The organism is Elizabethkingia argenteiflava, from assembly GCF_009904105.1.
GTDB classification, from domain to species: Bacteria; Bacteroidota; Bacteroidia; order Flavobacteriales; family Weeksellaceae; genus Elizabethkingia; species Elizabethkingia argenteiflava.
Genome location: NZ_JAAABJ010000366.1, coordinates 1 through 20,043, shown reverse-complemented (window position 1 = coordinate 20,043; position 20,043 = coordinate 1). Strand labels below are relative to the sequence as shown.

The following is a 20,043-nucleotide window of genomic DNA, read 5'->3' as shown; positions in this document are numbered from 1 at the left end:
CTTGGGGAAGCATACGCCATTGACAACCTGTTTTAACAAGGTAAAGAATACTGTTCCAAATAATCCGTAGATTATGTTTTCGTTTTCTATCATCAAGTTGTAACGTTTTTTTATATATTTCCAATGGACATCTGATAAGTCGGTTAAGTACATGTTTTTAAAGTTTTATCACTTCAAAGAACGTAACACTAAACTTCTTTTAGAGGCCCTTATTATTTTTTTTTCGCTTATTTTTAAACAGGCTCTAAACAATAGAAATATTAACAACTTAAAAACTCGTATTGCTTAAATGCACCACGGGTTTGTATATCTTATTTCTTTTTCAATAATGCAGGGCAGAGATAAATTTATAGATAAGTGTTTCTTGCAACATCAATACCCGTTGCTTTGGTCAATTGGGTATAATTTGTTTCTACCAATGAGTGGGGACGCTCCCAGACCAATATAATGGACTCCTTCTTAGATATTGCCCAAGCTTTTTTTAATAGGCGGTCATCATAGACCAGCTTGGGGACAAGAGCATCAACCTAATTTACACAATCAAAAAGTATAGAAAGAGTAGCCTGTATTCAGTAGTTTGAATAGATTGGTTCTGCATATATTAACATCCTAAAAATTAATCTGATTTTATAATACACTCCGCATTTTTTTATTATATTTACAAGGATGATTAAATGAAGTGACTGAAGCACTCCAAAAATTCAGAAAAACAAAGTCTTTATTCTTTAAAAACACAACACAAATGAAAACAACAATCCTTTTTGCCGCTACTTTGGGGCTTTTAGTATCATGTAGTGATAGAAGTTCAGGAGAAATATTCGAGGGTACATCTGCTAAACAAACAGATGCACTAAGTCGTAAAAACACGACTTCTACCCATGAAATAAAATATGCGGATCCGGCTCAAAAAGAGAAATCTGAAAAGAAAAATTCAATCAATTCAACCACTCATAAAAACACAAAATATGGAGCAGCAAAAGCGGCAATTGATCCGGAAAAGTTTGTCCGCGTCGAACATTAAGTATCTTAAAGTTTTTTTTGTTTTTATATCCTCTGGAATAATGATACTTAGTGGTCTACTCCCATTTCTTGACAATATTCTTCTAAAATTTTATCCTGATCATGTGAGTAAACCATTCGGAGGATTCCCTACCAGATATATTGCAATTTTTTATTTCACATTATTCGTTTTACCCATAATGATTTTAGTCGCAAGCAAATTAAAGCCTTATAAGTACACTTATATTTTTCCCATTTTTTCTTACTCTGTACTAATATTTGGATATCTCGCCCAAATATTTAATTACATTTTTGACTTTAACATAGTCGCCTATATTAGTTTTTTCATTGTCTCCATTTTTATATTTATAATATTTGAAAAAACATTAAAATACATAAGGACCATCTTTGAACTGGATGAATACAAAACAACTGTGATAAAAAGAACTGCTCAGTATTTTGATGAGGAAGCAAAAATTAAATCAAAATAATTTTATTTTTAGTCAAAACGTTGATCCTTAAACTTCAAAATTCACCATGACAATATGATCCTTAAAGTACTCATAGAACTTGATAAAAAATATAAAAATGAATACCTAAATGGGAAAATATCTCATTTGGACTTCATTAGATGTTCTTTATATTTAGCCAGTAAATATGAGGATTACGTTATATTCGAAAAGAAAGAAAAGTATCTGTCCCGCTTTATAATTGAAGGAACTATAGACTGCGACGATCCCATTAACCAATTAAAGAAAATACTCTCTAATTAATCTGATCATTAAAGACGCAACTATTTATTCAGATTCATCAAATCCCAATCATCTATTTTAAATCCTCATTTCATCCTCTTTATCAATCTTATTTATTTTTTTCTCATCTATATCCAGTTGAAGTAAAACTATTCTTAATAATTTATTGGTAGACAAAGTTCCTGCGATAATCTTACTCTCAATTAATTTCAGTTTCTCATTTGTGATACTATCTATGTTTTGTTCTAAATAATTTAATCTTTCCAATACTTGTTTTTCATTTAATTTATCAATATTTCCTTCATCACTTAAAGCTTTCTCGGAAGTTTCTTTTGTTGTTGTATTAGAAAGGTTGACCAGCCAGTCAATAGAAACATTAAACTTGGAGGCAATTTCGATTAATTGCGCTAAGGTTGGCATTAGTTTTCCTTGCTCAATCTTACTCAACTGACTGTTATCGATACCTATTCTATGAGAAAACTGAATTTGTGTGAGCTTTTCTCTCTTCCTTAATTCTTTTATATGAATCCCTATAATTTTATTCATCTGAACTGGATTTGAAATTATTTCCAATAATATTTGCTATTTGGAACTAATTGCCATATATTTATCTCATCAAAGATAGCACTAATATAATTAGAATAACTGAGAATTGAATTTATTCATCCATGGTAAAAAGAAGAATTAATCATTATGTGTTGTTTCGCGTTTCGTGTGTATATGGGTAGTACCTGGTAAGATGTTAAAAAATTTTTGGTTTTTAACACAAACTTAGAGGAGAAGATGATGTTAATGTGAAATGGAATGCTCCCATATTGGGAGCATTTTTTGTTAGTAAACAATACTATACTACTGATTAGTTTCACTTAACTCAACACAAACTGTTAACTGTTGTGCATTTAGAAATTAAAAAATCACATATATAATTGATTAAAAAAATCAGTTATATACGCAAGCAATCTTTTTTTCTTTTTTAATCCTAAATGGCGATATCCCCTAAATCACAACAGGTTTCCTCTATATTTTTATATTCCAGAGTTATCAAAGCTTGGTTAGTTTTGCGAATTTCAAAATCAAATTTTTCTCACCCTCATACTGGAACATAACTTTAGCTTTAATATTATGCGGATCCGTCCCATCTAAGAAAACGACTTCACCCATTCCAAACCTATCATGCCTCACCCTGTCTCCCACTTCAATATGATCCACGCCTCCTCCAGAGGGGGTATTAATTTTAGCAGAGGCAACCGGTTTTAGGTTTTTAGGGGTTAGAGCGGGTTGCACCTTTAGTTTTTTAGGCGCTTCTTTCTTAACCAAACGCGGAGTCGAAATACTATCGAAAAGATCAGATTTTAAACCCGAAGTATTAATAAACCTCTTCTCCATAACAGGATTAATAAAATCTAAATAGGCTGGATCTACTTCGCTAAGAAATCGACTGGGTTCGGCATCTGTAATTTTTCCCCACTGAAAACGTGAAACCGCATAAGACAATACCGCTTGCTTTTCCGCCCTTGTTAAGGCTACATAAAAGAGTCTACGCTCCTCTTCCAACTCCTCACGGGTATTACTGCTCATAAACGATGGAAAGAGATTCTCTTCTAGACCTACTAGATGGACCACCGGAAATTCCAATCCCTTGGAAAGGTGAATCGTCATTAAAGACACTTTATTGGGATCGTTTTCTTTATCTTGGGTATCCGTAGAGAGGGCTATGTTTTCTAAAAAATTGGAAAGACTGGCGTCCCCACCTTCCAACTGCTGCTGTTCTTCCATAAACCCCTGGAGAGAATTCAGTAATTCCTGTATATTTTCCATTCGGGAGACCCCTTCCGGCGTTTGATCAGACTTCAACAGCTTGATCAAACCGCTTCGCTGCGCCACCTCCATAGCTGTTTGATAAAGCGTTTCGGTCTTCATCATCACCTGAAAAGCTTTAATCATACTCCAGAACTCCATGAGCTTATTCACAACTCCTGCATTGAGTCCAACCTGAGAAGCATAGAGGGGAAGATTATTGAGCAATTCGGCTATAGAAATATTCAACTGGTCGGCCGCCACAATTAATTTATTCTGAGTTGTCTCTCCTATACCTCGGGTAGGATAGTTAATAATACGCAATAAAGCTTCCTGATCATTCTCGTTGATCAAAAGTCTTAAATAGGCAATAAAATCTTTTATTTCCTTTCTCTGATAAAAAGAAAGTCCTCCGTAAACCTTATAAGGAATATTTTTTCGCCTTAAGGCATCTTCAAAAGCACGGGTTTGAGAATTGGTTCTATATAGAATAGCAAAATCACTGTATTGACGTTGATTTCGCAAGCTATTTTCCAAAATTTGAGCGGCTACAAAGTTAGCTTCATCTGCATCCGAAAGGCTTCGGTATACCTTTATTTTATCTCCCTGCTCATTTTCGCTGAAAACGTTTTTCTTAAACTGCTGTTGATTTTTAGCAATTACATCATTGGCAGCATTCACTATATTTTGGGTAGAGCGATAATTCTGTTCGAGAGAAACCGTTACCGCATCGGGGTAATCCTTTTTAAAATTTAGTATATTATAAATATTTGCTCCTCGAAATGCATAAATAGACTGAGCATCGTCGCCTACCACACATAGATTTTCAAATTTAGAAGCTAGGGCCTTTACAATAAGATACTGGGAGTGGTTGGTATCTTGGTACTCATCCACTAATATATAGCGAAACCTATCTTGATATTTGGCTAATATTTCTGGAAACCGAGTCAACAATTCATTGGTACGCAACAATAAATCGTCGAAATCCATGGCTCCCGACTTAAAACAGGTTTCCACATACTTGCGGTAAATCTCCCCTAACAACTTCATATTAGCCATCTCATCAGCCTCTCTTAATTCGGGTCTGTTGAAGTAGGCGTTTACTGTAATCAGGTTATTTTTATATTGAGAAATCCTTCCCAATACCTTTTTAGGTTTATAAAGATCTGAATCTATGGACATTTCCTTTAGCACTTTTTTGATAACATTCAATGCGTCCTGGCTGTCATAGATGGTAAAATTGGAAGGAAAACCTAAACAATGAGCCTCTATACGCAGAATTCTAGCAAATATAGAGTGAAAAGTACCCATCCATATACTTCTGGCATCGCTATCTCCCACTACTTTAGCGATACGATCTTTCATCTCGCGGGCCGCTTTATTCGTAAAGGTAAGGGCTAAAATATTAAAAGGATCTACACCATTTTGGATAAGATGCGCAATACGCATCGTGAGTACCCTTGTCTTTCCTGAACCAGCTCCTGCGAGTACCATTAAAGGTCCTTTAATCGTAGTTACAGCTTGATATTGTGCTTCATTAAGTCCTTTTAAATAATCCATTCTTTATCCCAAATTTAGAGAACAAATTTAAGGAAAAAAGACAGAATCTTTTACGTTTCCTTACTTTTAGATAACCCCTCACTCCAGTTTATTTTTAAGTCTCAACATGAAAACAGAGGTTTATGAGGTCTATTAAGAAGGTCATTGTCATTTACAACATAGCAGCCTTATACAGGAGTGCTTACTCGAGTAAGCAATTCTCGTTTGAAATGGCTGATCATTCTACAAAAAATGAGGAGCTTAAATGTTCCTCATTTTTTTATATTGGTTTAAATTAAACCGCTTATCGCGCTATATTGACCGCTCTGGTCTCCCGAATTACAGTAACTTTTACCTGACCAGGATAAGTTAATTCATTCTGGATTTTTTCCGAAATATCGTAAGAGAGTTGTGCCGCGATGTCATCATTTACTTTTCCGCTTTCTACCATTACGCGCAATTCTCTACCTGCCTGGATAGCATAAGCACTGGAGACTCCATCAAAACTAAGAGCCGCAGATTCCAAATCCTTAAGTCTTTGCATATAAGACTCTAGTATCTGGCGTCTGGCCCCCGGACGCGCACCAGAAATTGCATCTGCTACCTGAATAATCGGTGATAACAATGAGGTCATTTCAATTTCATCATGGTGTGCTCCTATGGCATTAATGACTTCGGGATTTTCTCCAAATTTTTCAGCCCATTGCATACCTAAAAGGGCATGAGGCAGTTCGGATTCCTGCTCTGGAACTTTTCCTATATCGTGAAGAAGCCCTGCTCTTTTAGCCAACTTGACATTCAAACCTAATTCAGCAGCCATCGTAGCCGCTATGTTTGCCACCTCACGCGAATGCTGGAGTAAGTTTTGTCCATATGAAGAGCGGTATTTCATTCTTCCCACAATTTTCACCAATTCAGGGTGCAGGCCATGAATCCCTAAATCAAGAATGGTTCTCTTACCGATTTCAATGATCTCTTCTTCAATTTGCTTCGTGGTTTTGTTTACCACTTCTTCAATTCTAGCAGGATGAATACGGCCATCTGTAACCAAACGGTGTAAAGATAGTCTTGCGATTTCTCTTCTTACAGGATCAAAACAAGAAAGCAAAATAGCTTCTGGAGTATCATCTACAATAATTTCAACTCCCGTAGCCGCTTCTAAAGCTCTAATATTTCGACCTTCTCTTCCGATAATGCGCCCTTTGATTTCATCCGACTCTATATTGAATACAGATACCGAATTTTCAATCGCTTGCTCTGTTCCAATACGCTGAATGGTTTGGATTACAATTTTTCGGGCTTCACTCTTGGCATTCATTTTAGCCTCATCCATCACATTGGTGACATATGCCTGTGCTTTAGACTTTGCTTCACTCTTGAGCGCTTCCACCAGTTCAGATTTTGCTTCTTCTGCGGAATAGCCAGAAATTTTCTGTAGCAATTCAACTTTCTGAGCCGTAGCAATGGCTAACTCCTGCTGACGAACTTCCATTTGTCCAATCTTCTTTTCCAGGTCGAGATGCTGGCGAGCTAAATCTTTCTCTAGTTTTACCACTTTGGAAAGTTCATCATTCAGCCTACTTTCTTTATCTTTTACTCTCTTTTCTATCTCCAGCATTTTTCTTTCCCTTTGCTGAATATTATGATCATGCTCCGCTTTGAGTTCTAAAAATTTCTCTTTTGCCTGTACAATACGCTCCTTTTTAATACTTTCTGCTTGGACTTTCGATTTTTCTAAAATATTTTCAGCACTCTTTTTAGCATCTTCAATAATAAATCTACCTTTGGAATTCAACGCGCTTTTGGAGAATAAAAAACCCGCTGAAACTCCTATAATGAGGCATATAATGCCGACAATAATAATGGTTATCATATATAGTTTAATTTTACTTTATTTGCTCTATTGTTCATTTCTATAAAAAAAACCTACATTAGCTCTGTGATTAGAGTAAACTCCGAATCTACACGATTTGAGCTGATTTTTACTGTCTGTAATCCGAATATCTCGGCACGCCATTCAGCAAACTTTTGCTCGGTAAATTGTTTGCGTTGAGTTTACCTGCTTGTGTTAGAACTAATGTAGGCAATCGTTAAAAAGAAGAATTTTACAATTCCCCCAATTCTTTTTGCAATAAGTCGTTCAAATAGATTAACATTTTATTTGAACTATTGATATGCTTTTCGCTATTCAGTTTATTAATCTCAGCATCCGTTCCCAATCTAAGGGCACACATCGCTAATGCATCTTGTTTATCGTTAACGGCGAAATTCGCTTCAAATTCTTTTATCATCTCCTCAATCTGCTTTCCTACCTTACGCAAAGTTTCCTCCTCGGCTGCAGGAACATTCAAAGGATAATTTCTCCCAGCTATAGTGATGGTAATTCTTCTAAACTCCATTATAAACCTGTATTTTGAAGTTGAGATATACAGGCATCTATTTCCTTCACTAATCTATTAATATGTCCTTTCATCAAACGATTATGCTCTGGATTTCCCGATACCGCTGATATTAATTTTACTCTTCTACATTCCTCCCGCAATTCTTCATTTTTGGCGTTCTCCTCTTCATATTTAGCTTTCAAGCCTTCATATTTACTTGAAAGCACTGCATATTTATCTAAAAGATTCTTATAATTAGAGGTTAATTTAAGTATCCTTTTCTCGAGCGATGCAAAATTGCTTTCTAAGTTCTCCAGCATTGTCGAAGTTTATAATTCTAACCTAAAGCAAAAATAACAAATTAATTTCATATTCCTAATCTACAGCTTCACTTTTATTGCATATCCTATTCTCATCATATCCCACTAGTTTTATACTATTGGTTATTTTGTTGCTTTATAAAGAGTTGCTATTCCCAGGCTTAGCTTTCTATATTCCACTTTAGAAAAACCCAACTCCAACAATATATTTTTCATTTTTTCGCCATAAGGGAAAGCATTCACTGAATCAGGCAAATAAGTATAGGCGCAATTATCTTTGGAAATGATTTTCCCTATAACGGGTAAAATCTGCTTAAAATAAAACATATATAGAGGAGACATCCAACCTTCTACTTTTGAGAATTCAAGAATGAAAACATTTCCCTGATGCTTGACCACCCGCTTCATTTCAGCAAGACCTTGTTGCAAATTTTCAAAATTTCTAACCCCAAAGGCAGCGGTGATGGCATCGAATTCGTTATCCTTAAAGGGCATCTTCTCGGCATCACCCTTCATCATTTGTATTTGATCTTCTAAACCTGCTTTTTTTATTTTTTCAATACCTACATTCAGCATTTGCTGGGCCAAATCGTAACCCACCACCTGAGCATGTGTTCCTTTGTTTATTGCCAGGGCCAGATCTCCGGTACCTGTCGCTACATCTAATACCCTTTTCGGGTGATCCATCTTCAACCAATGCACCAGCTTCTTGCGCCAACTGACATCAATCTTCATAGAAAGGACATGATTAAGTAAATCGTATTTAGGTGCGATATTATCAAACATCTCCTCTACCTGATTCTTTTTACTTCCAGCTGATTTATATGGCTTTACAGTGTTATGTTCCAAGGAATTCACTTTATTCGTTATAATAATTTTTATAATAGTTCAAAAAATCTTGTTTCCTGAATATTTTTGTTCTGGATTCTAATTTCTGCATATTTTTAATGACGGCATCATAATCTTCGTTTACATTATAGTAAAAATCTTCAGTATATAATTTATTAACCTTTTGGGCATCGGTGAAAAGTGTTTCCCCATCTACCTTCAACGCGTGCTGAGCCCGAAGAGAATCCTTATCAATATTGTAACCATAGTACTGTCTGTTGATATAATAATCCTGATGGGTAATATTCAGCAGTCCTCGTACTTTACTCACTGTAAAGAGAGAATCATAGAGTAGTTTTTTATTCCGATCAAATACTTTTATATTGTTTTCACCTGTGGAAAGCGCCACATTCACATACTGGCCAGACGCAATAATTTTCTCAGCATCATCATTAATTTTAAAATAATAGACATCGGGCGTAGGATTGTCTACCAAATATTGATTCTCTTTTTTCAGATAGTTATAATAAATAGCAAAAGCCCCTATAACAGCTAAAAAAGAAAAAATAAGTCCTTTTACAGATGGTGTGAGTTTCCTCATAGTGATGTATCAAAAATAAGCCCTGCAAAGTTAAGAATAATTTTGTTCTTAGTGTTATAACTCTGTAGTTGTTTAAAGAATGGTGTTGACTTACTCTGGACTGATGGATACTTTGATTAAATACAGATGCTAAGTTCGATACAGAGGACTTTATAGACACCAATATTAGAAACAAAATTTGCCCGTAAAGATTTCGCAATGGAAAAGTATCACCGGTAACACGTATATTTTTGAAGAAAGTTTATAGAAAATAAAATTGGTTGTAGAAAAAAATGTTGGGATATACGTTTTCAAAACCCTACTGATAAGGTTTAATCATGAATATTTACATTAAAGAAACGGTTATTTAATTGACTTTTACACAATACTCATTCGGAAATCTTAAACAACTTCAATATTTAATTCTTACCTTTGCGGACTATATAATACTTATTTATAATATAATACTTATTTATAATTAATAACTAATGCTTAAAACTGTAATTACCGGTTCTGGCCACTATCTTCCTGAAAGAATTATTGATGGTTCCTATTTTAACGATGCTGTTTTTTATGATGAAAATGGTGATAAAATTGAAAAAACTAACCATCAAATCATAGAAAAATTTGTTGAAATTACAGAAATTGAGAGGCGCCGCTATATTACGGATGATCTTTTAAATAGTGATATTGGAGCGAAAGCTGCTGAAGAAGCCATAGCCGAAGCAGGGATAGATCGGGAAAATATAGATTATATTATTTTAGCGAGTAACTTCGGAGAGGTGAACCCTAACGGTTCAGCCAATTTTATGCCCTCAATGTCTGCAAGGATAAAGAATAAATTAAAGATTAAAAATCGAAAGTGTGTTAATTACGATATGATTTTCGGTTGCCCTGGCTGGGTAGAGGGTGTGATTCTGGCGAATGATCTTATTCAGGCGAAAAGAGCCAAAACTATTTTAGTAGTGGGCAGCGAAACTTTAAGCCGCGTCGTGGACCCTCATGATCGTGACAGACTCATCTTTGCCGATGGAGCGGGAGCCGTTATTGTTGAGGCTAAGGAAAATACAGAAGAGGGTTTTATTACCTCAAACACGATCTGTGATAATGAGGTAGAATTAGACTATCTAAGCAATGACCGCTCTTTAAATCCTTCTTTAGAATCAGATAGATTATTTATACGTATGCGGGGTCGTAAGATTTATGAATATGCCTTAAAAAACGTCCCGATTGCTATAAAAGAAACTATTGATAAAGCAGGTTTAGATTTGGACGATATGGACAAAATTCTCATCCATCAAGCCAACGCCAAGATGGATCACGCCATTATCCACAGGCTATTTAAACTATATGGAAAAGTGGATAGAGAAGATATCGCTCCGATGACCATTCAAGAATTTGGAAATTCCTCTGTAGCAACAATCCCTACCATGTATGATATGATTAAAAAAAATCAAATGCCAAGGCATTGTTTTAAAAAAGGGGGCTATATTGCAATGGCCTCAGTAGGAGCAGGAATGAACATCAATTGTATCATCTATAAAAACAAATGATTAACAAGCTATTTCCCTATATTTTTTGTGGTATCCTGATCTTAGAATTTTATGTTTATCAGGCTATTAAGAATATAGTTGAAAGTAAAAAAATACGCCGAGCTTACTGGTGTTTTACTCTACTGCTCTACATTGTGGTGATAGTTCTTATGCTCAGCTATGATAAAGGGAGCCGGGACTTACATCGAATACACTGGCTCGCCAGCCTGTTTACATTATTTTTTGTTCCCAAAGTTCTCGCTGCACTGGTTCTGTTATTGGGGGACTTCTTCCGCCTGGCGGAGTTTGGTGTCCAAAAGTTTAGACATCCCAAAAAAAACTTCCCTGGAAGGCGAAAATTTATAAGCCTTACAGCTCTAGGCTTAGGTGGTATGCTGTCTTACGCTTTTCTAGATGGCATTATATGGGGAAAGTATAGACACTTTGTAAGAAAAGTAAAAATCAAATTTCCCCAACTTCCTGCCAGCTTCAAAGGCTACAAAATATTACAGATTTCCGATGTCCATTGCGGGAGTTTCTCTCACCCTGAAAAGCTACAGCATGCCATTGATATGATAAATGCACAAGGTGCAGATCTTATTCTCTTCACAGGTGATATGGTGAACGCCTATGCTGAGGAATTTATACCCTTTGTTTCTCTATTTTCTAGCATCCGCTCTAAAGATGGTAAATACGCCGTGCTGGGCAATCACGACTATGGCGGCTATGGAAAATGGAAAAGCAAGGCAGAACACGATCAGAATATCCCTAAACTCATCGAATTGGAGAAGCAAGCTGGATTTCAAATACTTAGAAATGAATTTACAACGATAGAGAAAAATGGGGAAAAACTTTATATTGTAGGTGTCGAAAACTGGGGACTTCCTCCCTTCCCTCAGTATGGAGATTTAGATCGAGCAACCCGTAATATTCCTATAGAGGCTCCAAAGATACTCATGTCTCACGATCCTACACATTTTGACGAGATCGTAAAAAAACATCCTTCTAATATCCACCTGACCCTTTCCGGACATACGCATGGTATGCAATTTGGGCTCGATCTAAAAAATATAAAATGGTCTCCTGTACAATATAAATATCCGAAATGGGCAGATCTTTATGAATCCATGGGGAAAGTTTTATATGTCAACCGAGGGTTTGGTGTCATCGGATATCCAGGAAGAGTCGGAATAAATCCCGAAATAACTGTTTTTGAACTGATTTAAGATTTTTTTAGATGTTTTTCTCTCGAAAACATCTAAAAAAAGAATGTGCTCCGAAATTCGGAGCACATTCTTTTTTATTTAAAGGCTAAAACTAAAAGAAGAAAATGATATACTGCCATATTTAATTTATCTCAACTTCTTTTTTAGATTTAGCAGCATGTCCTTGGTCATCGCTGTGATATCAAAATCATATTGTAAGCCCCAGTCTTTTTTCGCCACTGAATCATTGATACTTGAAGGCCAACTCTCTGCAATAGCCTGCCTAAAATCGGGCTCATAGTCTATCTTAAATTCGGATATTTCCTTTTTAATCTCTGCAGCTAGCTCTTGGGGTGTAAAAGACATGCCTCCGAGGTTATAAGAAGTTCTTACTGAAATTTGATCTTGGGAAACCTCCATCAATTTCAATGTAGCGCTTATCGCATCCTCCATATACAACATAGGCAAGGCCGTATTTTCTTTAATAAAGCTGGTATACCTCTGTTCCTGTATGGCCTTGTAAAAAATATCTACCGCATAATCTGTAGTCCCTCCTCCTGCTGGGGCCTTCCAGGATATTAAGCCCGGATAACGAATACTACGAACATCTACTTGATACTTATTAAAATAATACTCACACCATTTTTCTCCCGCTAGCTTAGAAATCCCATATACCGTGGTAGGGTTCAAAGGCACTTCTTGCCCCACGTTTGTTTTAGGAATTCCACCCCCAAATACGGCTATGCTGCTGGGCCAAAAAAGCTTTTTAATCTTTTTCTCTTTTGCCCTTTCTAAAAAAAAAATTAATGGGTCTACATTAATATGCCAGGCCAAAGGAGGATTGCTCTCTGAAGTCCCGGATAATAAGGATGCCAAATGATAGACTGTTGTAATTTCGTGCTCCTCTATAACTTTCTGAAGCGCCACCGAATCCGTGACATCCATGCTAATATAAGTCCCTAGTGCAATATCTGCCGCTTTACTTTCCTCTTCTAATCCTAAACCAACAATATTGTTAGTACCATACAAGGCCGACAGCCTACCACACAACTCTGTACCTATTTGCCCTAAAGCACCAGTAATTAGTATTTTCTCCACTTTCAAACGATTAAACTTGACAAAGTTAATTATTTATTGTATATCTATGTCAGATATCTTTTATTTTTGTTTAGAGAATGATATTTTGAGAAATGTACTTTCTATCATAGGAAGTATGGCTAGACAAATTGCACTTATGCACTATATCCACATTTGCAAATATTCTTGAATTTTTATACACCATAAGCATGATACAAGACTATATGATGATTGCAAAAAAAAGCGCTTTATGGATAGATGTACTGTTTACGGAGGAAGACATTATTTATAAAGGACTTCTAAACCCAACTTATACCTATTTTTGCATAAATAAATTTATTATGGGAATAAGGTTAATATTACAATAAGAATGAGTCGCAATGCGGAACATAAACCCTAAAATTTTGTTATAAAATTAAAAATATGGAAACCCCATAACAGGATCACTTCATAAAAGTGTGCCCACCTGATGGTTTATGCTGTACTCAAAAATCAAATGCCTTACAATGTGATAGCCATTACCAGATGACCATCAACTCAGATTGTGCTAAGCTTTATTCCGAATCCCTTAGGAGATCACATCAAGTATATATGATGACCTACTCTCCCCCTCCTCTATTGATGAAAGAGAAATTAAAGTTTAAAGAATGTAAAACAATCGTTCACGAATATCGATTCTTTTAACTATATAAAAATAAATTCTTTGCGTAATTTTGAAACTAAAATCAATAATAAGAAAGCGAAGAAGTCTCAAATTTAAATAAAGATCTTCAATATTATTAATTATTTTTGCACCATGATAGATTGGAACTATTTATTTACAGAAGATGGCCAGGGCATTGTATATTCCTGGGCCATTCCTTTAAATCTTGCCGTAATTTTAGGCGAGATGACCTATAGTCATTTTAATAAGCAAAAACTGTATGAAACTAAAGATACAGCTACTAATGTTTATTTAGCCTTACTTAATTATGGTTTGGACCTATTGATGAAGGCTTTTGCAATGGGTTTCATGTTTTTCTTCTACCATTATAGGCTTTTCACCTGGGAAGAAAATATATGGTATTGGATCGCTGTGTTCCTGCTACAAGATTTCGCCTATTATGTGTTACATTTGGTAGACCATAAGTCTCGGCTATTTTGGGCTATACATATCACCCATCATAATTCAGAATTTTTCAATATTTCAACAGGTTTCAGATCCTCAGTATTTGAACCTCTTTACCGATATCTATTCTTTTCTCCTTTAGCTTTTTTAGGCTTTAATCCTTGGCATATTATGGTCGTTTATGCTATTGTACAAGTCTATGGAACACTGGTACATACCAAGACGATTAAAAATATGGGGATCTTGGAGCATATACTGGTCACGCCTTCCCACCATCGCGTACACCATGCATGTAATATTCGATACCTAGATAAAAATATGGGGATGATGCTTATTATCTGGGATAAATTATTTGGCACCTTCGAAAAAGAAGACCCTGAAACACCTGTAAAATACGGGATCTATCCGAAACCTAAAGATCGCGGCCCTATTAATGTTATATTCTATGAATGGAAAAAGCTGGGCAAGGACTTAGCTCAACCTAATCTGAGCTTAACAGACCGCCTTAAGTATATCTTCTATCCTCCGGGCTGGCGTCATGATGGCACGGGAAAAACGGTGAAAGATTATCAACGTGCAGAACGTATAAAGAAACAAAGAAATATGAACATATCTCCAGTATATCATAAAGCAGCTGATACCTCCAAATAAATACATTAACCTTAAAATAAAAAACTATATTCATGGTCTTATTTTTTTAATTACCGATTTTGGTACACTAATTGCCAGAATAATTGAATATAATAATTTCAAGTTTATCATGCTAAAAAAAATTATGTCTACCACCAGTGTTTTAGGACTGAGTTTAATCTCTACATCACTCATGGCTCAATCTATTTATAAGGTAGGATTAGAAGCGTTTCCTCCACCTCAAAAAGGACAAAAACAAATGGTTATCGAGGTACCCCATTCTGCAAATGATATCAATAAAAAGATAGAAATTTTTGTAGGAAAAACCATGCAAACAGATGGATGTAACAAAACATTTCTAAGTGGAGAATTTAAAAATACCCCTTTAGAAGGATGGGGCTATACTTATCTAACTTTCACCACCAAGGGTGATATAGGTTCTACACGAAAAGCTTGTCGAGATGCTCATCCCAAAATGGAATTTGTAACTTCTTCAGGCTATTTAACGGATTACAATGGCAGAATGCCTATTGTTCTGTATATACCTGAAGGGTATGATGCCAAATATAAAATATATCAGGCCGATCCCGATTTTTATAGTGCTACTGAGATTTTAGAAAAGAAAAAATAAATAATCTCTAATTTAAAAGTTCTCGTTTCGAGAACTTTTTTATTTTTTTAACACTTAGTATATTTCATGAAACTTACTTATTTTTACCTCTCTCTAGCCATTATACTGGAAACCATCGGAACATCTACCCTTAAAGCCTCTACACAGTTTACCAAGATAATTCCCAGTATTATTAGTATAGGCTCGTATTCGGCTGCTTTTTATCTTTTAAGCCTCTCATTAAAGAACATCCCTGTAGGCGTTGCCTATGCGATATGGTCGGCTGCAGGAATCGTCCTCGTTACCATTATAAGTGCTATTGTGTATAAACAAATCCCTGATATGGCTGCTATTATAGGTTTTATATTCATTATAGCAGGTGTCGTGATTATTAATCTTTTTTCTAAAATATCTTCGCATTAAAAAACTTATAAGAGAGCTCGCCTAACTTCATTTCAGCAGATTTTCATCGACCAGGTTGGGTAAGGTTACTTTTAGAAGGGGATCCTCTTGCATAGCTCTTTTAATGGCAAAAATAGCCTCTTGATTTCGGGACCAGGCGCGTCGCGCAATGCCATTGTTCACATCCCAATGCAACATAGATGTTAAACGTTGTTCCGCTGCTAGTGTCCCATCGAGTAACATTCCAAATCCACCGTTAATCGCCTCTCCCCAACCTACGCCCCCTCCATTATGGATGGAGACCCAAGTCGCTCCCCGAAAGCTATCGCCAATCACATTTTGTATGGCCATATCTGCTGTAAACCGGGAACCATCATAAATATTTGAGGTTTCCCGAAACGGAGAGTCTGTACCCGAGACATCATGATGATCCCGTCCCAAAACGATGCTCCCCATATTCCCTTTAGCTATAGCATCATTAAAAGCTTTTGCTATTTTAATCCGTCCTTCTGCATCTGCATATAAAATACGCGCCTGTGAACCCACCACTAAGTTATGCTGTTGAGCGCCCTTAATCCAGGTTATATTATCTTGCATTTGCTGTTGAATTTCCTTGGGAGAATGAGCGATAATAGACTCTAAAACCTCACAAGCAATAGCATCTGTTTTTTGCAGATCTTCGGGTTTTCCAGAGGTGCAAACCCAACGAAAAGGTCCAAACCCGTAATCAAAACACATGGGTCCCATAATATCCTGTACATACGAGGGATACTTAAAGTCTACCCCATTTTCGGCCAGGATATCAGCACCTGCCCGGGCCGACTCCAACAAGAAAGCATTTCCATAATCAAAAAAATATGTGCCTTTTTCTGTATGTCTGTTAATGGCTGCTACATGGCGCCTTAAGGATTCCTGCACTTTAATTTTAAATAACTCCGGATCTTCTGCCATCATGATATTTGCTTCTTCTAGGGAGAGTCCTACCGGATAATAGCCTCCCGACCAAGGATTATGGAGAGAGGTTTGGTCTGATCCCAGATGAATATAAATATTCTCCTGGTCAAATTTTTCCCATACCTCCACTATATTCCCGTTATAAGCAATGGAAACCACTTCTTTATTTTCTTTGGCTCTTCTCACCCGATTGACCAATTCATCTAAGTCCAAAATCACTTCATCCACCCAGCCTTGTTCATGTCTTTTGAAGGTTGCCGAAGGGTTGACTTCTGCGGTAACAGAAATTAGCCCGGCTATATTTCCAGCTTTAGGCTGTGCGCCACTCATTCCACCGAGCCCAGCCGTTACAAATAATTTTCCTGTAGTACCACTGTCATCAATTTTCCTACAGGCATTTAAAACCGTAATCGTTGTTCCATGTACAATTCCTTGAGGTCCTATATACATGTAACTCCCCGCTGTCATCTGTCCGTATTGTGAGACGCCCAAGGCGTTGAACTTTTCCCAATCATCCGGCTGAGAGTAGTTGGGAATGACCATACCATTGGTTACAACCATTCTTGGGGCATTCTTATGAGAGGGAAATAAGCCTATAGGATGTCCGGAATACATAACCAAAGTTTGTTCATCGGTCATGGATGATAAATATTTCATCGTCAATAAATACTGAGCCCAATTCTGGAATACAGCTCCATTGCCACCATAGGTAATCAGCTCATGTGGATGTTGGGCTATGGCTTTATCCAGATTATTTTGTATCATTAACTGTATGGCTCTTGCCTGCTGTGATTTTCCAGGATACTCGTCTATAGATCTGGCAAACATTTCATAATCAGGACGAAAACGATACATGTAAATACGACCATATTTTTCCAGTTCTTCTCTAAATTCTGGAAGAAGGGTTTTATGATGAATCGCTTTAAAATAACGCAAAGCATTTTTCAAGGCTAATTTTTTTTCATCTCGGGATAAGATTTCTTTGCGCTTGGGTGCATGGCTCACGCTGGTATCATAAGCCTTTAAAGGGGGCAGAATATTGGATATGCCTTGTTGTATCTGTTCTTTGAAAGTCATCCTGTAATTTTTGTGATTAAAAAAGCTGTCTATAAAAATAAGTATTCCACTTGCATTAAAAAAAATTTCAACTGTTTTTTATTAAAATTATTAAATAATACCCAATATGCAGACAAACCTTGACAAAAAGAGGAAAGTGTCAACATATTGATGATTTTATAAGGTACAAATTAGACATAAAAAGCCATAAAACAGCCATTGAGCGCCAAAGATGACGCTCTAAATCGTACCCCCCCCTTATATGCAGTCAAAAGGAGGACACAAAAAGAGCTAAAATGGCAGTATTTGACTTATAACCGACAGATATTGCCCGCCCTGCAAATCGCTCATTTTTAGAGGTTGAATTTAATTTTACAACTATAAAAATGAAACGTATGAGAAGTACATTCAAAGTCCTTTTCTTTTTGAAAAGAGACAAGCAAAAAAAGACGAAAGCTTACCTGTATATTGCAGGATTACGATTGACCGAAAAGAAGCCCATTTCGGAATGAAGAAAAACATTAATCCGAAACTCTGGAACGTCAAAGAAGGAAAAGCAACAGGAAAGAGTGCGGAATCTTCAGAAATCAATGTACGTAGGTTTAAAAACAATTCTCTTTTTCAGCAGCTTCTGTCGGAATTCATTGATGTTAAAAGAGAAGAAGAAAATTCTGAACTTATTCGTCCAAACAAAATCAGTAAAGAATATAAAATTGAGCAGAATGACCTTACCGAAGAACAGTACGATCTACTGACCGAAAGCTTCAATGGAGGTGAAAAAGGAGCCATTCTTACTCATATTTTGAATGCAAGAAAAATTGCCATATCACCCCTATCTTTCTCCTTATTATGATGGTGAAGCCCCGACTTTAAAAGAGTTTGTAGAAAATTCTCCGAAATTAAATGAAACAATGAATTTAATCCGGCAGAATAAAAAAGACATTCCCGAATCGGGGCAGCTGATTTATTCCGAACTGGCAGTAGAAGAATTTCCAAAGCTGAAAGAATATCTCTTGCAGGAAGTTGGCTACAAGCTTGATGAAGTTGGGATTATTACCGGAGCAACAAGTAAACCGAACCGTTTAAAGATTCAGGATGAATTATTCGGGAAAAATAAAAGTGGTCATCGGAAGTGAAGCCATTCAGGAGGGAATGAATCTTCAGGAGAATACCTCAGATGAATATTTACTGACGTTACCGTATAATTTCACATCATTAAGACAAGTAGAAGGAAGATTTTGGAGACAGGGAAATAAGCACTAAAATATCAGAGCAAACTTTATGCTGACCAATGACAGCATTGATGTTTTTATGCTTCAGAAACTACAAGTCAAACAAGCAAGATATTTGGAAGCGATGAAGAAAGGTGCATATGTAATCGATGTTTCGGACATCAATACGCAGGAACTAAAAACTGCGATTATCACCAATCCCGAAACCAGAGCTAATATCGAAGTTGAACTGATGAAAAAGCGGATTGAAAGCGAAAAGAATAAATTTCTTGCGGACAGTGCTTTTGTGCTGAGAAAGTATGAGGATTATAGAAAAGGGGAAATTACGAGGTCGGAACTGGCTGAAAAAGGCGTAAATGTTATCTAAATAGAAAAGCAAACTGAAATGACCGAATCCAAAATCAAAGAGCTGGACTTACAGATAGAAAACCTTCCGGAGCTAAGAAAAGAATTAATTACTCAATTACAGATTAGAGAAGGAAGAATCCCAGAAAATCGCTAAGAACCGGGATTATGTGAAAGAAAAAGAAACGGAGAATAAAGTGCGGTTTTCACGAGAATTGACACAAGAAAGTCCAGAGTACTCGGGGAGACGATCCGGAAGATGAGTTTTTTTAAACTAAAACATAAAAATATTCAAATAGAGAAATTGGAGAGAATCTAATCAATAAAATTGCTCAACTGTCAGATTAAGTATTGACTAATTCACCTAAAAACAGGCTGTCAGTGGCGAGAATTAAGTTTGAAAGAATATTTTGGCAAAGAGAAAATCTGCTGGCAAAGCATTTACTATTATTTCAATAAATGGATCAAAGATGGATCTTTCAGAAAGGTTTGGATAGGTCTTTTGCTTCTTAATAAAAGAAAATTGGATATGTCAAGCGTTCAGTTGGACGGCAGCCACACCCCAAGCCTAATGGGAGGTGAAAAGCTAGGCTATCAGGGTAGAAAAAGGCAAAAACCACCAACAGCATTTTTCTGTGTGATAACCAGGGACAAATGTTGGCAATGGGAAGTCCAAAAAGTGGCCATCATCACGAT

Annotated in this window: 18 protein-coding genes and 2 pseudogenes; 10 read left to right on the top strand and 10 right to left on the bottom strand. The window is 36.3% G+C overall.

Annotated features, from left to right (window positions below; genetic code table 11):
- Positions 1-124: transposase (locus GNY06_RS04195; protein ID WP_166518937.1), on the bottom strand; the 124-nt coding region annotated here is incomplete at its 3' end.
- Positions 125-742: 618 nt separating this feature from the next.
- On the opposite strand from GNY06_RS04195, the gene GNY06_RS04190 reads away from it, so the two are divergent.
- Positions 743-1,021 (top strand): hypothetical protein, encoded by a 279-nt coding sequence (locus GNY06_RS04190; RefSeq protein ID WP_166518936.1) that lies wholly within the window; start codon positions 743-745, stop codon positions 1,019-1,021.
- A 523-nt stretch (positions 1,022-1,544) separates the two neighbouring features.
- Positions 1,545-1,772, top strand: a complete 228-nt coding sequence (locus GNY06_RS04185) for a hypothetical protein (protein ID WP_166518935.1) — start codon at positions 1,545-1,547, stop codon at positions 1,770-1,772.
- Between the two features lie 57 nt (positions 1,773-1,829).
- On the opposite strand, the gene GNY06_RS04180 is transcribed toward GNY06_RS04185, so the two are convergent.
- From GNY06_RS04180 to GNY06_RS04150, 7 genes are all read right to left on the bottom strand, one after another.
- On the bottom strand, positions 1,830-2,297 hold the full coding sequence (locus tag GNY06_RS04180) for a helix-turn-helix domain-containing protein (RefSeq protein ID WP_166518934.1): 468 nt from the start codon (positions 2,295-2,297) through the stop codon (positions 1,830-1,832).
- Positions 2,298-2,792: 495 nt separating this feature from the next.
- Positions 2,793-5,108 carry an ATP-dependent helicase gene (locus tag GNY06_RS04175; RefSeq protein ID WP_166518933.1) on the bottom strand — a complete coding sequence of 772 codons (2,316 nt, stop codon included), beginning with the start codon at positions 5,106-5,108 and terminating at the stop codon, positions 2,793-2,795.
- Positions 5,109-5,391: 283 nt separating this feature from the next.
- On the bottom strand, positions 5,392-6,960 hold the full coding sequence (gene rny / locus GNY06_RS04170; RefSeq protein WP_166518932.1) for a ribonuclease Y: 1,569 nt from the start codon (positions 6,958-6,960) through the stop codon (positions 5,392-5,394).
- A 232-nt stretch (positions 6,961-7,192) separates the two neighbouring features.
- Positions 7,193-7,486 (bottom strand): cell division protein ZapA, encoded by a 294-nt coding sequence (locus tag GNY06_RS04165; protein ID WP_166518931.1) that lies wholly within the window; start codon positions 7,484-7,486, stop codon positions 7,193-7,195.
- The gene (locus GNY06_RS04160) at positions 7,486-7,788 is read right to left on the bottom strand and encodes a hypothetical protein (protein WP_166518930.1); all 303 of its coding nucleotides are present in this window, start codon (positions 7,786-7,788) and stop codon (positions 7,486-7,488) included. Before GNY06_RS04160 ends, GNY06_RS04165 begins: the two co-directional genes overlap by 1 nt.
- 123 nt (positions 7,789-7,911) lie before the next feature.
- Entirely contained in the window at positions 7,912-8,637 is a 726-nt protein-coding gene (gene ubiE, locus GNY06_RS04155) for a bifunctional demethylmenaquinone methyltransferase/2-methoxy-6-polyprenyl-1,4-benzoquinol methylase UbiE (protein ID WP_166518929.1), read from the bottom strand.
- 10 nt (positions 8,638-8,647) lie between these two features.
- Complete coding sequence (locus GNY06_RS04150) at positions 8,648-9,217, bottom strand: hypothetical protein (protein WP_166518928.1); 570 nt, start codon at positions 9,215-9,217, stop codon at positions 8,648-8,650.
- A 467-nt stretch (positions 9,218-9,684) separates the two neighbouring features.
- Between GNY06_RS04150 and GNY06_RS04145 the strand changes: the two genes are divergently transcribed.
- Both GNY06_RS04145 and GNY06_RS04140 read left to right on the top strand, forming a co-directional pair.
- Entirely contained in the window at positions 9,685-10,749 is a 1,065-nt protein-coding gene (locus GNY06_RS04145; RefSeq protein ID WP_166518927.1) for a 3-oxoacyl-ACP synthase III family protein, read from the top strand.
- Positions 10,746-11,954, top strand: a complete 1,209-nt coding sequence (locus GNY06_RS04140) for a metallophosphoesterase (RefSeq protein ID WP_166518926.1) — start codon at positions 10,746-10,748, stop codon at positions 11,952-11,954. The genes GNY06_RS04145 and GNY06_RS04140 overlap by 4 nt, the downstream gene beginning before the upstream one ends.
- A gap of 126 nt (positions 11,955-12,080) precedes the next feature.
- Here GNY06_RS04140 and GNY06_RS04135 read toward each other — a convergent pair whose 3' ends face one another.
- Positions 12,081-13,037: an NAD-dependent epimerase/dehydratase family protein gene (locus GNY06_RS04135; protein WP_166518925.1), complete on the bottom strand. Its 957-nt coding sequence runs from the start codon at positions 13,035-13,037 to the stop codon at positions 12,081-12,083.
- A 769-nt stretch (positions 13,038-13,806) separates the two neighbouring features.
- Between GNY06_RS04135 and GNY06_RS04130 the strand changes: the two genes are divergently transcribed.
- From GNY06_RS04130 to GNY06_RS04120, 3 genes are all read left to right on the top strand, one after another.
- Complete coding sequence (locus tag GNY06_RS04130) at positions 13,807-14,769, top strand: sterol desaturase family protein (RefSeq protein WP_166518924.1); 963 nt, start codon at positions 13,807-13,809, stop codon at positions 14,767-14,769.
- A gap of 124 nt (positions 14,770-14,893) precedes the next feature.
- Entirely contained in the window at positions 14,894-15,379 is a 486-nt protein-coding gene (locus GNY06_RS04125) for an ecotin family protein (RefSeq protein ID WP_244614359.1), read from the top strand.
- A 66-nt stretch (positions 15,380-15,445) separates the two neighbouring features.
- Complete coding sequence (locus tag GNY06_RS04120; RefSeq protein ID WP_166518922.1) at positions 15,446-15,781, top strand: DMT family transporter; 336 nt, start codon at positions 15,446-15,448, stop codon at positions 15,779-15,781.
- Positions 15,782-15,808: 27 nt separating this feature from the next.
- Here the strand turns inward: GNY06_RS04120 and GNY06_RS04115 are convergent, their stop codons facing one another.
- Positions 15,809-17,791, bottom strand: coding sequence for a urocanate hydratase (locus GNY06_RS04115; protein WP_166518921.1), 1,983 nt, complete (start codon positions 17,789-17,791; stop codon positions 15,809-15,811).
- 385 nt (positions 17,792-18,176) lie between these two features.
- Here GNY06_RS04115 and GNY06_RS14795 point away from each other — a divergent pair.
- The 3 genes and pseudogenes from GNY06_RS14795 to GNY06_RS04105 all read left to right on the top strand — a co-directional run.
- A pseudogene (locus GNY06_RS14795) lies at positions 18,177-18,302 on the top strand (hypothetical protein); the annotation flags it as partial.
- 57 nt (positions 18,303-18,359) lie between these two features.
- A pseudogene (locus tag GNY06_RS14080) lies at positions 18,360-19,610 on the top strand (helicase-related protein); the annotation flags it as partial.
- A gap of 134 nt (positions 19,611-19,744) precedes the next feature.
- On the top strand, positions 19,745-20,043 hold a 299-nt coding region (locus tag GNY06_RS04105), incomplete at its 3' end, for a transposase (protein WP_394350826.1).

Excerpts from the sequence above, each read along its gene's own strand:
- GNY06_RS04150 (WP_166518928.1), bottom strand. The coding sequence starts at position 9,217 with ATGAGGAAACTCACACCATCTGTAAAAGGACTTATTTTTTCTTTTTTA.
- GNY06_RS04185 (WP_166518935.1), top strand. The coding sequence starts at position 1,545 with ATGATCCTTAAAGTACTCATAGAACTTGATAAAAAATATAAAAATGAA.
- GNY06_RS04140 (WP_166518926.1), top strand. The coding sequence starts at position 10,746 with ATGATTAACAAGCTATTTCCCTATATTTTTTGTGGTATCCTGATCTTA.
- GNY06_RS04125 (WP_244614359.1), top strand. The coding sequence starts at position 14,894 with ATGTCTACCACCAGTGTTTTAGGACTGAGTTTAATCTCTACATCACTC.
- GNY06_RS04145 (WP_166518927.1), top strand. The coding sequence starts at position 9,685 with ATGCTTAAAACTGTAATTACCGGTTCTGGCCACTATCTTCCTGAAAGA.
- GNY06_RS04165 (WP_166518931.1), bottom strand. The coding sequence starts at position 7,486 with ATGGAGTTTAGAAGAATTACCATCACTATAGCTGGGAGAAATTATCCT.
- GNY06_RS04180 (WP_166518934.1), bottom strand. The coding sequence starts at position 2,297 with ATGAATAAAATTATAGGGATTCATATAAAAGAATTAAGGAAGAGAGAA.
- GNY06_RS04130 (WP_166518924.1), top strand. The coding sequence starts at position 13,807 with ATGATAGATTGGAACTATTTATTTACAGAAGATGGCCAGGGCATTGTA.
- GNY06_RS04190 (WP_166518936.1), top strand. The coding sequence starts at position 743 with ATGAAAACAACAATCCTTTTTGCCGCTACTTTGGGGCTTTTAGTATCA.
- GNY06_RS04175 (WP_166518933.1), bottom strand. The coding sequence starts at position 5,108 with ATGGATTATTTAAAAGGACTTAATGAAGCACAATATCAAGCTGTAACT.
- rny (WP_166518932.1), bottom strand. The coding sequence starts at position 6,960 with ATGATAACCATTATTATTGTCGGCATTATATGCCTCATTATAGGAGTT.
- GNY06_RS04160 (WP_166518930.1), bottom strand. The coding sequence starts at position 7,788 with ATGCTGGAGAACTTAGAAAGCAATTTTGCATCGCTCGAGAAAAGGATA.
- GNY06_RS04120 (WP_166518922.1), top strand. The coding sequence starts at position 15,446 with ATGAAACTTACTTATTTTTACCTCTCTCTAGCCATTATACTGGAAACC.
- GNY06_RS04115 (WP_166518921.1), bottom strand. The coding sequence starts at position 17,791 with ATGACTTTCAAAGAACAGATACAACAAGGCATATCCAATATTCTGCCC.